Annotated in this window: 10 protein-coding genes; 4 read left to right on the top strand and 6 right to left on the bottom strand. The window is 46.5% G+C overall.

Annotated features, from left to right (window positions below; all coding sequences use genetic code 11):
* Positions 1-18 precede the first annotated feature (18 nt).
* The 6 genes from glyS to dnaA all read right to left on the bottom strand — a co-directional run bounded on the left by glyS (position 19) and on the right by dnaA (position 9,338).
* A complete protein-coding gene (gene glyS, locus MHN31_RS22690; protein WP_239445382.1) occupies positions 19-2,088 on the bottom strand; it encodes a glycine--tRNA ligase subunit beta in 2,070 nt (689 codons plus the stop codon).
* Positions 2,089-2,090: 2 nt separating this feature from the next.
* Complete coding sequence (gene glyQ, locus MHN31_RS22685) at positions 2,091-2,990, bottom strand: glycine--tRNA ligase subunit alpha (protein WP_010384845.1); 900 nt, start codon at positions 2,988-2,990, stop codon at positions 2,091-2,093.
* 286 nt (positions 2,991-3,276) lie between these two features.
* The gene (gene gyrB, locus MHN31_RS22680) at positions 3,277-5,700 is read right to left on the bottom strand and encodes a DNA topoisomerase (ATP-hydrolyzing) subunit B (RefSeq protein ID WP_239445381.1); all 2,424 of its coding nucleotides are present in this window, start codon (positions 5,698-5,700) and stop codon (positions 3,277-3,279) included.
* A 12-nt stretch (positions 5,701-5,712) separates the two neighbouring features.
* A complete protein-coding gene (recF, locus tag MHN31_RS22675; protein ID WP_125561179.1) occupies positions 5,713-6,801 on the bottom strand; it encodes a DNA replication/repair protein RecF in 1,089 nt (362 codons plus the stop codon).
* A gap of 20 nt (positions 6,802-6,821) precedes the next feature.
* Positions 6,822-7,925: a DNA polymerase III subunit beta gene (gene dnaN, locus MHN31_RS22670; RefSeq protein ID WP_125561177.1), complete on the bottom strand. Its 1,104-nt coding sequence runs from the start codon at positions 7,923-7,925 to the stop codon at positions 6,822-6,824.
* Between the two features lie 9 nt (positions 7,926-7,934).
* Positions 7,935-9,338: a chromosomal replication initiator protein DnaA gene (gene dnaA / locus MHN31_RS22665; RefSeq protein ID WP_125561175.1), complete on the bottom strand. Its 1,404-nt coding sequence runs from the start codon at positions 9,336-9,338 to the stop codon at positions 7,935-7,937.
* Between the two features lie 681 nt (positions 9,339-10,019).
* On the opposite strand from dnaA, the gene rpmH reads away from it, so the two are divergent.
* From rpmH to yidC, 4 genes are all read left to right on the top strand, one after another.
* Positions 10,020-10,154, top strand: coding sequence for a 50S ribosomal protein L34 (rpmH, locus tag MHN31_RS22660; RefSeq protein WP_010384852.1), 135 nt, complete (start codon positions 10,020-10,022; stop codon positions 10,152-10,154).
* 7 nt (positions 10,155-10,161) lie between these two features.
* The gene (gene rnpA, locus MHN31_RS22655; protein WP_125561173.1) at positions 10,162-10,596 is read left to right on the top strand and encodes a ribonuclease P protein component; all 435 of its coding nucleotides are present in this window, start codon (positions 10,162-10,164) and stop codon (positions 10,594-10,596) included.
* Positions 10,597-10,849: 253 nt separating this feature from the next.
* The gene (gene yidD / locus MHN31_RS22650) at positions 10,850-11,182 is read left to right on the top strand and encodes a membrane protein insertion efficiency factor YidD (protein ID WP_239445380.1); all 333 of its coding nucleotides are present in this window, start codon (positions 10,850-10,852) and stop codon (positions 11,180-11,182) included.
* Between the two features lie 8 nt (positions 11,183-11,190).
* Positions 11,191-12,864 (top strand): membrane protein insertase YidC, encoded by a 1,674-nt coding sequence (gene yidC, locus MHN31_RS22645; RefSeq protein WP_125561171.1) that lies wholly within the window; start codon positions 11,191-11,193, stop codon positions 12,862-12,864.
* Positions 12,865-13,032 lie beyond the last annotated feature (168 nt).

Genomic DNA, 13,032 nt, shown 5'->3' with positions numbered 1-13,032 from the left:
GTTTTAAGAGTGACTGTCTTAGTTTTGTAAGACAGAGATATCCGCCGTATTGAGGAACAAACGGCTAAGCTGGCTGAGTAACGCCAGACGGTTTTGCTTAACTGCTTCGTCGTCAGCCATCACCATGACATTATCAAAGAAGTTATCTACGGCTTCGCGCAGACTCGCTAGTCGAGTCAACGCCTGTTGGTAATCCCCTTGCGCATAAACCGGTGCCAGCTCGGCGGTCAGTGCTGCGACTTCCTGAGCCAACTGTTGCTCCGCAGCTTCAGACAACAAGGCTGTATTCACCTCAGCGTCGCTGGTGACATTATTCTTCGCCAAAATGTTGTTAACGCGCTTGTTGGCCGCAGCCAGCGCTTCTGCCTGCTCCAGTGTTCTGAAGTGGCTCACTGCTTTGACACGACGATCAAAATCAACCGGCTGAGAAGGACGACGTGCCAGTACCGCCTGGATCACATCTACCGCAATACCTTCATCCTGATACCAGGCACGGAAGCGACCCAGCATGAACTCAAAGACCTCTTCGCCAACATTGTCGTTGGTCAGCTTGTCACCGAACAAAGCCCGAGACTTTTCGACCAGCGCATGAATGTCCAGCTCCAGCTCTTTCTCAACCATGATGCGTAGTGCACCAATGGCAGCACGACGTAGGGCAAATGGATCTTTATCACCTTTTGGCGTCTGACCAATACCAAAGATCCCCACCAGGGTATCAAACTTATCAGCCAGTGCGACTGCGCAGCTGATTGGGTTTGAAGGCAAAGCATCGCCAGCAAAGCGCGGCATATACTGCTCATTCTGCGCCACCGCCACCTCTTCGGCCTCACCGTCAATACGTGCGTAATGCATACCCATTACACCCTGTACATCGGTAAACTCCATGACCATTTCAGTCATCAGATCCGTTTTGCTCAATAGGCCGGCACGTTCTGCTAGCGCTTTATCTGAGCCCAGTTGCTCAGCAATAAAGCCAGCCAACGCGGCAATGCGCTCTGACTTGTCTTTCAATGTGCCTAGCTGTTTCTGGAACAACACAGTGCCTAATGATTCCAGACGGCTTTCCAGCGTTTTCTTCTTATCGGTTTCAAAGAAGAACTGTGCATCCGCCAGGCGTGGACGAACCACTTTCTCATTACCAGAGATGACCACACTTGGATCTTTACTTTCAATGTTTGATACAAACAGGAATCTGTTGATCAGCTGACCTGACTTATCCAGTAGCGGGAAGTACTTCTGGTCGTCTTTCATGGTGTAGATCAGCGCTTCAGCAGGGACCGACAGGAACTCTTCCTCGAATGAGGCCACCAAAGTAACCGGCCACTCTACCAGGGCTGTCACTTCTTCCAGCAGATCTTCATCCATCGCAACAACCGCACCCAGCTTGTCCGCTTCAGCATTGATCTGTTCACGAATGAGCGCTTTACGTGCTTCATAGTCAGCGATGACATAGGCCCCTTTCAGCGTATCAAACGCGTCATCGGCATGATTGATGCTCACACGTTCCGGGTGGTGGAAACGGTGGCCTTGTAGCTGGTTTGAAATGGCTTTACCCAGGACTTCACCCTGTACTATTTCCCCACCTAGCAAGGCAGCGACCGTGTGAACCGGGCGGATAAATTGTGTTTTGTTGGCACCCCAACGCATTGGTTTTGGGATCGGCAACTTGGCCAGTGACTTGGCAATGGCATCGGATAACAGCGCGCTGGCCTGTTGACCTGCGACAGTGGCACGGTGCAACAACCAGGCCCCCTTGTCTGTTTCCAGTGTCTCCGCTTCAGAGACTTCGATACCACAGCCACGTGCCCAGCCCATTGCCGCTTTAGTCGGATTACCGTCTGCATCGAAGGCGGCTTTAGTTGCCGGACCACGCTTCTCAACCACTTTGTCCTGTTGCTGGGTTTGTAAGTTTGCGACTTTTAAACCCAGACGACGTGGTGATGCGTACCAGCTAATATCTTCAAATGCCAGCTCAAGGCCGGTCAGCTCAGCCTGCAGATTGTCAGCAAAGGATTCTGCCAGCTTGCGTAAGGCTTTTGGTGGTAACTCTTCAGTACCAATTTCAACAAGTAGATTTTCTGTGGTCATGATTAATCCTTACAAAGCGGGAATCCGAGTGCCTCACGGGCCTCATAATAAGCCTGAGCACAGGCCTTAGACAGCGCACGTACGCGTAGAATATAACGCTGGCGTTCTGTCACAGAAATCGCATGACGGGCATCCAACAGATTGAATGCATGCGATGCCTTCATTACCTGCTCATAGGCTGGTAAAGGCAGCCCCGCTTCGATCAGCTTCTGGCTTTCCAGCTCACACTGATCAAACTGCTTGAACAATGCGTCAACATCCGCATGCTCAAAATTGTAAGTCGACTGTTCAACTTCGTTCTGATGGAACACATCGCCATAAGTCACTCGGCCCATAGGACCATCGGTCCAGACCAGATCATAAATGCTGTCCACACCTTGTATATACATTGCCAGACGTTCCAAACCATAGGTGATTTCGCCAGTAACCGGCGCGCATTCCAAACCACCCACCTGTTGGAAGTAAGTGAACTGAGTCACTTCCATGCCATTCAACCAGACTTCCCAGCCAAGACCCCAGGCACCCAACGTCGGTGATTCCCAGTTATCTTCTACGAAACGCACTTCATGAGTCAGGGTATCGATACCAAGCGCTTCCAATGAGCCCAGATATAGCTCCTGAATATTTTCAGGTGATGGCTTCAATACGACCTGAAATTGATAATAGTGTTGCAGGCGGTTTGGATTTTCGCCGTATCGGCCGTCAGTCGGACGACGACAAGGTTGTACATACGCGCTCGACATTGGCTCTGGGCCAATCGATTTAAGAAAGGTCAGCGGATGAAACGTGCCCGCACCCACTTCCATATCCAGTGGTTGCGCAATAACACAGCCTTGCTGTGCCCAATAGTCCTGTAAAGCCAGGATCAACCCTTGGAAGGTTTTGATATCGTATTTTTGCATAGTTGGCTTATTTTTGTATGGTACATGGAACCCAGTGTGGCTGCTCAAAACAGTGGCCAGTCCGGGCTAATAATGTCTGAAAATTATGCTCAGTATACCGCGAGCGTCGCGCTGTTTTAAGCGTTATCACTAAAAAAGCACGTAAAAAACCACGCTTCCCACTCTCTGTTTACCCGCTCATTTTGGCCTTTAAATATCAGACAAAGCATCAAAGTGAGCGCATGAAACAAAAAAGCCACTCGCTAAGGAGTGGCTTTTTGAAGATTATCTACAAGTAATAACTTGTTTATACATCCAGATTCACAACGCGTAATGCGTTTTGTTCGATGAAATCGCGGCGCGGTTCCACCTGATCGCCCATCAGGGTTGCAAACAACTGGTCGGCTGCGATGGCATCTTCAATGGTCACTCGCAACATGCGACGTGCTGCAGGATCCATTGTGGTTTCCCATAGCTGATCTGGGTTCATCTCTCCCAGTCCTTTATAGCGTTGTGTATACAAGCCGCGCTTGGACTCTGCAATCAACCAATCCAGTGATTCAGCGAATGTCTCAACAGGCTGCGTTTTTTCACCACGTTGTACATAGCCAGTTTCGCTGATCAAGTGTGCAACTGACTTACCTGTATTCACAATGCGAACATAGTCTTTTGATGTGATGAAGTCGTAATTCAGTGTATAAGCTTTATCCACGCCGTGCTGGCGAATATTAACAATCGGATAGTACATGTGACGTTCGTCATCATAGCTTACTTCCGCATTGTAGATAGTGGCATCTTCATCATGCTTATCCAGGTCAGCAACGAACGCTTGAATCCAGCCTGTTACTTTCGCTTCATCACTCAGGTCTGCTTCACTAAGTTCATTCTGGTATAACAGACGAGACATCATGGCACGTGGGTACTTGCGTGTCAGACGTTCGATCACGTCAATGGTTTTCTGATAATCATGGACCATATTCTCAAGGCGATTACCGGAAATGGCCTCGGCGCCCTCGCTTGAGTAGATACAGGCACCATCTAACGCTAACGTTGTCAGGTAGTCTGTCAGCCCATGGTCGTCTTTAATGTAGCGCTCTTGCTTGCCTTTTTTCACTTTGTACAGCGGCGGCTGAGCAATATAAACGTAACCACGCTCAATGATTTCCGGCATTTGACGATAGAAGAAGGTCAACAGCAGTGTACGAATGTGCGAGCCGTCGACGTCCGCATCGGTCATGATAATAATGCGGTGATAACGCAGTTTTTCCGGGTCGTATTCGTCACGGCCGATACCACAGCCCAATGCAGTGATCAGTGTGGCAACTTCCTGCGAAGACAACATCTTATCGAAACGTGCCTTTTCAACATTCAGGATTTTACCTTTTAGTGGCAAAATAGCCTGATTCTTACGGTTACGGCCCTGCTTAGCCGATCCACCCGCTGAGTCACCCTCCACAATGTAGAGTTCAGATTCTGCCGGGTCACGTTCCTGACAGTCAGCAAGTTTACCAGGTAGACCTGCTAAGTCCATGGCGCCCTTACGACGTGTCATTTCACGCGCTTTACGTGCAGCTTCACGGGCACGTGCAGCATCAATGATTTTGCTTACAACTGTTTTAGCATCGCCTGGATTTTCTAGCAGATACTCTGTTAGCTTTTCAGCCATTGCTTGTTCAACCGCACCCTTCACTTCACTTGAAACGAGCTTGTCTTTAGTCTGAGAAGAGAATTTTGGATCTGGCACTTTAACACTCACTACAGCCGTTAAGCCTTCGCGCGCATCATCACCTGTCGCGTTACTTGCTGTTTTAGCTTTCTTGTTAAAGCCTTCTTTTTCCATGTAGTTGTTTAGCGTACGAGTCAGTGCACTACGGAAACCCGCTAAATGTGTACCACCGTCACGCTGAGGAATGTTGTTAGTAAAACAGTAAATATTTTCTTGGAATCCATCATTCCACTGCATGGATACTTCAACACTAATGCCGTCTTCACGTTCTGAAGTGAAGTTGAATACATTTTGATGAACAGGCGTTTTTTTGCGGTTCAGGTATTCAACGAACGCCTGAATACCACCTTCATATTTGAAATGGTCTTGCTTGTTCTCTTCACGCTCATCGCTCAGGATAATACTTACCCCGGAGTTCAGGAAAGACAGTTCACGCAGTCGTTTTGCCAAAATATCATAATGGAAGTTGGTATCAGAGAAAGTTTCCGCACTTGGCCAAAATCTCAGCTCTGTTCCCGTGCTCTCAGCTTCGCCAATTACACCCAGTGGCGCATCTGGTACACCCATAGTGTATTTCTGCTGATGCACTTTGCCATCACGGCGAATTGTTAGTTGTAGTTTTTCTGATAGTGCATTTACAACAGAAACACCTACACCGTGTAGGCCGCCTGATACTTTATAAGAATTGTCATCGAATTTACCACCAGCATGTAGCACGGTCATGATGACTTCTGCCGCAGACACCCCTTCTTCAGGGTGTAGTTCCGTTGGGATACCACGGCCATTGTCTCGAACTGACACAGAGCCATCAGTATGGATAGTAACGAAAATATCGTCACAGTGTCCTGCCAACGCCTCGTCAATAGAGTTGTCGACGACTTCGAAGACCATGTGATGTAGTCCAGTACCATCATCAGTGTCCCCGATATACATTCCCGGACGCTTCCTTACTGCATCCAATCCCTTCAGTACTTTAATACTCGATGAATCGTAATTATCAGACATGGTGTATTCCAATTATTTTGTTATTAAGCGGCCATGTTCCACGTGGAACATCTCAACATTTCGTTTCATGGGTTCCACAATGGCCTGGATACTTTCGGAGTTTATCGCAGTGATAAATAGCTGCGACTGACATTCTGCAAGTAAATGCGCGATGCTCAGCATCGTCTCCTGGCTCAACTCCGAAGGTAAATCGTCGATAAGCAAAATGGATTGCTTCTCGGTCTCGGCCTCTATTAAATTATTCTGTGCGATTTTTAGCGCATAGAGTGTCAACTTTAACTGACCCCGAGACAGTATATTTTCAACGCCGTGACCATTAGCATAAAAATTAAAATCGGCTTTATGCGGCCCTTTAGTTGTATAGCCAAGCTTGCTATCCCGCTCCAGTTGGGCGTTTAGCACCTCAGCTAGTTCCCCTTTCCAGCCTGCGTCATAGCGCATTTCAAGGCCTTTAAAGATGGGGCTTATCACCCCTATCTTATCAAAAAAATGGCGCTCAAACCTACTTATATACGCCTTTCTAAACATATTTATTTGCTCAGCCAAACGAACAAATTCTCTGTCCCAAGTACGTATCTGAAGCTGGTACTGAGCAGGCTTAGTTTTCAGCAAAGCATTTCGTTGTTTAAGCACTTTGTTGAAGTCTTTCCAGACACTATAAAACTGATGTTCCACGTGGAACACCCCAAGGTCGAGAAACTTTCGTCGCTCTTTTGGTCCGCCAAAAAACAACTCGTAGCTCTCTGGTGTGATCACCTGAGTGGGCAGGATCTGCGCCAATTCAGCGATTTTTCGACTCGATTGACCCTGGATCCTGAGCTGTGTTTCACCCTGTAAGTTTTTGCTTATACCTATGGGGATAGATAAACTATGAAGTTGCTTTTTACCATGAACAATACATTTATCTTGCTCATGACGGATCATCAACTTATGTTTGTTCGTTCTAAATGAACGTCCATTAGAAAGGAAATAAATGGCTTCAAGCAGACTGGTTTTTCCACTGCCATTTTCGCCTAAAATGATATTGATTTGTTCGCTTGGTGAAAAAGAGAGGGCCTCAATATTGCGAAAATTATTGAGGCTAATTTGAGTTAAACTCATTTAAGAGCACACACTAACTTCTACAGGCGCATAGGCATAACGACATACATTGCAGTGTCGTCGCTCGCCCCTTCGATCAGGGCACTGCTATTGGTATCTGCTAATGTAAACTGCACATCTTCTGTTTTTAGTGTGTTAAGTACATCCAACAAATAGGAGACGTTAAAGCCAATTTCCAGGTCATCCCCCTGATATTCAACCTCAACAGTTTCCTCTGCTTGCTCCTGTTCCGGATTATTCGCACTGATCTTTAACATGCCATTCGACAGATTAAGACGTACTCCACGGAACTTTTCATTCGACAGAATAGAGACGCGCTGAAATGCACTGCGTAACCACTCTCGGTTTGCATTCACCAGCTTATCACCACCACGTGGTAGCACTCGGCGATAATCCGGGAAACGTCCATCCACTAACTTACTTGTCAAAGTAAACTCAGGATCTAAAATACGAATATGATTACTGCCAAACTGAATGGTGAGAGGCTCATCATCTGCTGGTAACAAACGCATGATCTCCTGCACACCCTTGCGTGGAATGATCAGCTGACGCTGTGTATTCAATGACGCACCTAATTGATGCTGGGCAATTGCTAGCCTGTGTCCATCGGTTGCAACTGTTTTAATCTCACTATTATCAACCTCAAAGGACATACCATTGAGGTAATAGCGCACGTCCTGATTGGCCATCGAAAAATGGGTCGCTTCTAATAACTGGCGCAGCTCAAGTCGGGTAATTTGAAACTCAACCTCGCCATCCCACTGTTCAAGATTTGGAAAGTCTTCGGCTGCTAAGGTCGTTAAAGAGAATCGACTTTGGCCACTGGTCAGTAATAACTGATGCTCCTGACTACTCAGTTGCAACAAAGAACCATCCGGGAGACTCTTACATATATCGAGTAACTTTTTCGCTGGCAACGTGATACTGGCATCTGCGACTTGCTCTTCCAGTGTCACGTTTGCAACCAACTCAATCTCTAAGTCTGTGCCTGTCATCGATAACACGCCATTTTTCACTTCGACCAGAACATTGGACAAAATCGGCAGTGTGTGTTTTCGTTCAATGGCACCCGAGACCTGCATCAAGGGTTTTAAAAACTGTTCTCTTGAAATCGTAATTTGCATACTAGGCCCTTAAGACGACAATGTACGGATCAGGTTTTGATAATCTTCTTTTACTTCGTGACTTTCGTCACGCAGTGCTTTTACTTTACGACACGCATGCAACACAGTGGTGTGGTCACGCCCGCCAAAAGCATCACCAATCTCAGGTAAACTGTGGTTAGTCAGTTCTTTAGACAACGCCATAGCGACTTGCCTGGGTCGGGCAACCGAGCGACTACGACGTTTTGATAGTAAATCTGAAACACGAATACGGTAATACTCGGCCACGGTACGCTGAATATTGTCGATGGTCACCAGCTTATCTTGTAATGCCAGCAGGTCACGAAGTGCTTCTTTTACAAACTCGATGGAAATCGGCCGGCCTGTGAAGTTGGCATTGGCAATCACCCGGTTTAAAGCCCCTTCTAGCTCTCGGACGTTAGAGCGCAATTTCTTTGCAATAAAAAATGCCACTTCGTGAGGCAAATTGATATTACTCTGTTGCGCTTTCTTCATCAGGATCGCAACACGCGTTTCCAACTCAGGTGGCTCAATCGCAATCGTCAAACCCCAGCCAAATCGAGATTTAAGACGATCTTCAACGCCTTCAATTTCTTTCGGGTATCTGTCCGATGTCAAAATGATCTGCTGATTGCCTTCCAGCAATGCATTAAAGGTATGAAAGAATTCTTCCTGTGAACGCTCTTTATTAGCAAAAAACTGGATGTCATCGATCATCAGCGCATCAACACTGCGGTAATAACGCTTAAACTCTTCAATCGCATTGTTCTGCAATGCCTTAACCATGTCCTGAACGAAACGTTCAGAATGCATGTAGACTATCTTGGCATCTGGTTTTTTATCTATAATGCCATTACCCACCGCATGTAACAGATGGGTTTTACCTAAACCTGTTCCACCATAAATAAAGACTGGGTTAAAAGCAGAACCTGGATTATCGGCAACCTGAGTTGCAGCGGCCTTCGCAAGCTGATTCGACTTACCTTCAACAAAGTTATCAAAGGTATAGTTTTCTTTAATATTGGACTTCACCCCAGATTTGGGAGCAGGTTCTACTTTAGCCGAACTGGGCGCGCCCGCCGATGAGGCAACCGGCTTAGTCACAGTTCCAGTTTGCGCACTCTGGCTACTCTCGCTAGAGGCTGGTGCACTGTTAACAGCGCCAATAGGTTTACTACCTACATCAAATCGCAGCTCAGGCGCTTCATCGCCACAGATCTCTGTCAGTAACTCACTGATGCGATTTAAATACTTTTCTCTCACCCAGTCCAAAACGAATCGATTTGGCGCATAGATGGTCAAGGTATCTTCGGTACTTTCTGCTTGTAGTGGTCGCACCCACATATTGAACTGCTGAGAAGGCAGCTCATCCTGCAAAACATATAAACAACTTTGCCAAACCGACAGATACACGTCGCACTCCGAAATAGTTAATATTCCCGTACATAAAAACCAAGGATATTGCCAGATTTACCAACAAGGTTATACACAGCTAATCCAAAGGATCGACGGAAATGCTTGTTTGTTATCATAAATACATAGGTGGAAGCCGGGTATTATGAGGGGATCTTATCCACAACATCAATATTGACTTTTTTAAAAATCAGGATCTTTCCTAGAAACAAATGCATCCAATTGTTTTTGTTGGGATTTTATTTTTCACCCTGTTTACTGATCTTAGCAAAAATACGCCAAGATCTCATCTAAAAAACACGATCATTTTAAGTTTTCCAGAGGATGTTGCCACTTTTCACCCAAGCTGTGTGGAAAACCTTATTTTGATCCGATCTAAGTTGATCACACCCGCACGCACAGATCGGATCCGATCTGAACGAACCAAATGGATCGCTAAATCTGCGGATTTTGATCCCACTCTATATAGTATAAAGGTATAATGCGGAGCGTTTACCTCAGGGGATAATCGCCAGAATGACCGTTTTTTGTTATTTATGGCTAAAATCTATGCTTGATGGCGCGATTATGATTGACTTTCCTACGCCGCGGCATTAATATCTCGCGCTCGCAATGGCACCTGTGCCAGGATCGCGACCTGCATAGGATGTTTTAAACTTTAACCGATCGGATGGATTAGTTATGAAAAGAACTTTTCAACCTAGCGTTCTAAAACGCAAGCGTACTCACGGTTTCCGTGCACGTATGGCAACGAAGAATGGCCGTAAAGTACTAGCACGTCGTCGTGCTAGAGGCCGTAAAGTACTTTCTGCTTAATATATAAGTGGAAGACTTTAGCTTCAGCAGGGAGTTACGTCTGTTAACTCCCTCGCATTACTCCCGAGTATTTAACGACCCCGCTCGCGCAGCAACTCCTTATTTTACACTCTTAGCGAAACCCAATGATGCCGGACACCCACGTCTTGGACTCACTGTAGCTAAAAAACGCTGTAAAAAAGCTTGCCAACGCAATCGCATTAAACGCCTTGCCCGTGAAAGCTTCCGCTTAAACCGTCATAAGCTGGACAACATTGATATTGTTCTGATGGTAAAAACAGGCGTTGACGATCAGTCAAATGAAGAGCTCAGCAAACAACTGGCGAAATTATGGCGTAAAGTAAATGAACGCTGTAAACCTGGTGCTCCTAAGCCACCACCTCGTAAACGTCCAGGTAAAAAACGCCCAGCGTCTAAACAACACAATCCCAAACAGTCCTAGTATCACAACAACTGAACTTACGCGCATGCTCAAGCCAGGCTCGTATAATGCAATAATGCCTGAACGCGTTATTCGTTTACCTCATAAACCAGGGGTAACCGCCAATTACTCGAGTTCAACTTATTGTGAATTCGCTAAAATCGCATAGGGCTCAATGGCTATTTTGACCCCGATAAGGTAAAGTTAGCTCACCTTTTAATCGCCAATTTCCCATTGATTTTTCGGGAATGGTTATCAGTCTGACGGCATCATCATGAATCACTCCTCCTCCACAGCCTCATCGCGCATAGTGCAGCAATGTAAAGCGTGGATCCGGTGGCCATTCAAAGTATGCCAGACACTGATCAAAACACTGCTATTAGGTGTGATCCGTTTTTATCAGCGCTTTATCAGTCCGCTGTTGGGACCACACTGTCGTTATACTCCGACCTGCTCTCATTATGCAATCCAGGCAATTAATTTACATGGAATTGCAAAAGGGAGTTGGTTAGCGCTTAAACGCATATTAAAATGTCACCCTTTAAGTGCAGGTGGGGCTGATCCCGTGCCTGCTAAATCAACGCAAGATAAACAACACGAGAAATAAGAGCTGTTATGGAATCGCAACGCACGTTTTTATTTATCGGCTTGCTGCTGGTTTCCTTTTTACTCTTTACAGAGTGGTCAAAGGAACAAACCGCAGCCAATGCTGATACCAGTGCCGTCACACAACAAGTGGCCGGCCCCGCAAACAATGACCAAGCCGACGTACCGGCTTCCAGTCAGGCTGATGTGCCAATGCAGGCCACTGTGGCTACTCGCTCGGTCATTTCGGTAACCACCGATGTACTGGCAGTAAAAATTGACACCCGTGGTGGTGACATCGTCGAGGCGAAATTACTACAGCACGCCGAAACCCATGGCAGCGACCAACCTTATCTGCTATTAGGTGAGTTCGAAGGTAAAGAATACTTCGCACAAAGCGGCCTGATCGGCCTGAATGGTCCGGATGCATCAAGCCAGGGTCGCCCGGTCTATCAAAGCGAACAAACCAGCTACACATTAAGCGGTGATGAACTGCGTGTACCGCTGACGTTTGTTGACAGCAAAGGCGTTCAATTCAACAAGACCTATGTATTTAAACCAGGTCAGTATGATGTGGCATTGGAATACGATGTAACCAACTCAACTGCCGACCCGGTTCAAGTGCAACTGTATACGCAAATCAAGCGCACAGTGCAGGAAAAAGGCAGCATGGTTGACCAGACTTATCTGGGTGCAGCTTATGGTACCAGTGACGAGCCTTACGAGAAATACTCATTCTCTGATATGGCCGAAGCGAACCTGAACAAAAACACTCAGGGTGGTTACATCGCCTTTATCCAGCACTACTTCGTCAGTGCCTGGGTACCCGGTCAGACAACAAACAACACCATTTACAGCTCGCTACGCAATAACAACAGCATCATAGGTGTGAAAGGCGAAGCAACAAACATTCAGGGCAATGCTACAGCGCAGCTCACCGCGACCTACTACATGGGTCCAAAAGACATGGATGCGCTGGAAGCTTTACAAAAAGATCTGGATCTGACTGTCGACTATGGTTGGTTGTGGTTTATTTCTCAGCCTCTGCTTGAACTATTGAAGTTCTTATATTCTGGCGAAGGGTCATTCTTTGGTCTGTTTGATATTAACATCGGTGGATTAGGCAACTGGGGTTTGGCCATCATTGCTATCACCATTATTGTTAAGTCATTCCTTTACCCGCTCACCAAAGCGCAATATACCTCAATGGCTAAAATGCGTATGCTGCAGCCAAAAATGCAGGCACTGAAAGAGCGTTATGGCGATGACCGTCAGAAATTTGGTCAGGCAATGATGGAGATGTACCGCAAGGAAAAAGTAAACCCTATGGGTGGCTGCTTCCCACTATTGCTGCAAATGCCTATCTTCCTGGCTCTGTTTTATGTATTCCTGGAATCAACAGAGCTGCGTCATGCCGAGTTTATGCTGTGGCTGACTGACTTGTCTTCAAAAGACCCATACTATGTGCTGCCTATCCTGTTTGGTGCCAGTATGTTCCTGACTCAGAAGCTGCAACCTATGACGGTCACAGATCCAATGCAACAAAAGATGATGACCTGGATGCCGGTTATCTTCTCAGTGTTCTTTATCTGGTTCCCGTCTGGTCTGGTATTGTACTGGCTGGTCTCTAACCTAATCTCAATTGCCCAGATGCTGTATATCTATCGTGGCATGGAGAAAAAGGGCATGAAAGTCCGCGGTTAATTACCAAATACACATAAAAGAAAAACGGTCCACCACGGGCCGTTTTTTTATGCCTGTGATAATCCCTGAACAGTCTCACAGTCTCACAGTCTCACAGTCTCACAGTCTCACAGTCTCACAGTCTCACAGTCTCACAGTCTCACAGTCTCACAGTCTCACAGTCTCACA

This window comes from Pseudoalteromonas sp. McH1-42 (assembly GCF_022347845.1).
Classification (GTDB): domain Bacteria; phylum Pseudomonadota; class Gammaproteobacteria; order Enterobacterales; family Alteromonadaceae; genus Pseudoalteromonas; species Pseudoalteromonas rubra_D.
This window is presented reverse-complemented; position numbering and strand designations above follow the sequence as displayed.

Coding starts and splice junctions, on each gene's coding strand:
- glyS (WP_239445382.1), bottom strand. CDS start 2,088: ATGACCACAGAAAATCTACTTGTTGAAATTGGTACTGAAGAGTTACCA.
- dnaN (WP_125561177.1), bottom strand. CDS start 7,925: ATGCAAATTACGATTTCAAGAGAACAGTTTTTAAAACCCTTGATGCAG.
- yidD (WP_239445380.1), top strand. CDS start 10,850: ATGAATCACTCCTCCTCCACAGCCTCATCGCGCATAGTGCAGCAATGT.
- glyQ (WP_010384845.1), bottom strand. CDS start 2,990: ATGCAAAAATACGATATCAAAACCTTCCAAGGGTTGATCCTGGCTTTA.
- yidC (WP_125561171.1), top strand. CDS start 11,191: ATGGAATCGCAACGCACGTTTTTATTTATCGGCTTGCTGCTGGTTTCC.
- recF (WP_125561179.1), bottom strand. CDS start 6,801: ATGAGTTTAACTCAAATTAGCCTCAATAATTTTCGCAATATTGAGGCC.
- rpmH (WP_010384852.1), top strand. CDS start 10,020: ATGAAAAGAACTTTTCAACCTAGCGTTCTAAAACGCAAGCGTACTCAC.
- gyrB (WP_239445381.1), bottom strand. CDS start 5,700: ATGTCTGATAATTACGATTCATCGAGTATTAAAGTACTGAAGGGATTG.